The sequence below is a fragment of the Komagataeibacter europaeus LMG 18890 genome, assembly GCF_000285295.1.
GTDB classification, from domain to species: domain Bacteria; phylum Pseudomonadota; class Alphaproteobacteria; order Acetobacterales; family Acetobacteraceae; genus Komagataeibacter; species Komagataeibacter europaeus.
This window is the reverse complement of sequence record NZ_CADP01000274.1, coordinates 1-1550: the sequence shown is the minus strand read 5'-3', so window position 1 is coordinate 1550 and position 1550 is coordinate 1. Positions and strand designations below refer to the sequence as shown.

Annotated in this window: 2 protein-coding genes; one reads left to right on the top strand and one right to left on the bottom strand. The window is 61.5% G+C overall.

The annotated features are described in order from the left end of the window. On the top strand, positions 1–533 hold a 533-nt coding region (locus tag GEU01_RS23820), incomplete at its 5' end, for a TetR/AcrR family transcriptional regulator C-terminal domain-containing protein (protein WP_019087658.1). Between the two features lie 82 nt (positions 534–615). Here GEU01_RS23820 and GEU01_RS21620 read toward each other — a convergent pair. Continuing rightward, positions 616–1550, bottom strand: a 935-nt coding sequence (locus GEU01_RS21620) for a TolC family protein (RefSeq protein WP_019087657.1), incomplete at its 5' end; no start/stop codon positions are given.

Here is a 1550-nt window from a genome sequence, read left to right as displayed (position 1 = left end):
AGACCATCTACCGGCGGCACCCATCCAAGGAAAACCTGTTCAAGACGGTCATTGCTGAACTGGGGAACAGTTTCCTGCTGGCTGTCTCCCCTTCGGATGAGATGGTCTCCAACGATCCGCTGCAGGCGCTGTACAAGACCATGCGGATGCTGCTGGACCTGATCCTCAGCCCTGAGACGCTCTCGCTTAGTCGCACTTTCATAGCGGAAGGCTGGCGTTTTCCTGATCTGGTGGACCATGCCGGTGCCCATATCTTTGACCCGCTGGAAAAACTGACCTGCAAGCTTTTGACTGCCGCCTCCCGCGCGGGCCTGCTGAAAGAGGGATGCGAGCCTGAAGAAACCGGCCAGATGCTGGCCACGCTCTGCCTTGGCGGCCCGCATCAGCAGATGCTGTTCGGGCGCAGGGTGCTGAGAACGGCAAGGGAGCGGGACGACTATCTCGATCATGCCTGGCGTGCCTTCATGACGGGCATACTGGCGACACCTGTCGCCACGCCCGCGCGTGGCACAGGGCGGCGGAAGCGCCTGTAATCTACCGCAAAGTAAGATTTTACGAGGTGTAAGGCGGCCTGATCCATTCCCGTTTGCAAACAGACCGCTTTCCTGTCTGCGGTTATTTCCGTTTCCTGTCCTGTGGGGCCTTGGTGTCAAATCCGCCCCCGATCGCCCTGTACATATCAACCGATGCATCAAGGCTGGACAGGAGCGCAGTCGTATGCGCCTGTTCCGCCTGCTGGGCCAGCACCTGAGCGGACAGCACGTCCAGCCTGCTGGCATAGCCATGTTCCAGTCGCAACTGCGTCAGCTCCACGGTTTTTTCGGCCGCCGTTTCCTTGTCCCCATCGCCCTGTTCGCGCGCGTGGGCGTTATTCTGTTCCAGCAGGGCGTCATGCACCTCCTTGAACGCCGTGCGGATGCTCTGTTTATACAGGATGACCTGCTCGTTTTTCTCGGCCCGCGCCAGTTTGACGCCGCTGGCCGTGCGGCCAAAATCCATCACCGGAGCCGCCATGGAGGCCGCCAGCGTCCATGACCGCGTGGTGGCGCGATACAGATTGTCGATATCAATGTTGTTCACCCCCGCCAGGCTGGCCAGCGAGATTGTGGGGAAATAGGCCGCGCGCGCAAAGCCGATATTGAAGTTGCTGGCGATCAGCGTCTGCTCATGCATGGCGATGTCGGGCCTGCGTTCGAGCAGGGTGGACGGGATTTCGGGCGGGATCGGGATGGGAATGGTCAGTTGGTCAATGTTTTTGCCGCGCTCCATCGCCTGTTCGATGATCTGCTGGGGCGCGCGGCCCAGCATGACGGCCAGAGCACTTTCCGCCTTGCCGCGCTGGTCCTCCACATCCGGCAGGGCGGCCTGTGCCGCGTCGCGCTGCTCGGTCACGTTCTGCATTACCAGCGCGTCCACCGCGCCCACCTCATGCTGGCGCTGCACCAAGGCAAGGAGCGCTGTCTGGGTCTCGATGGTCTGTTGCAGGATCTCGCGTTGCCGGTCTAGCGCGCGCAGGCTGAAATACAGCTTGGCGGTGGCGGCTGCGATGG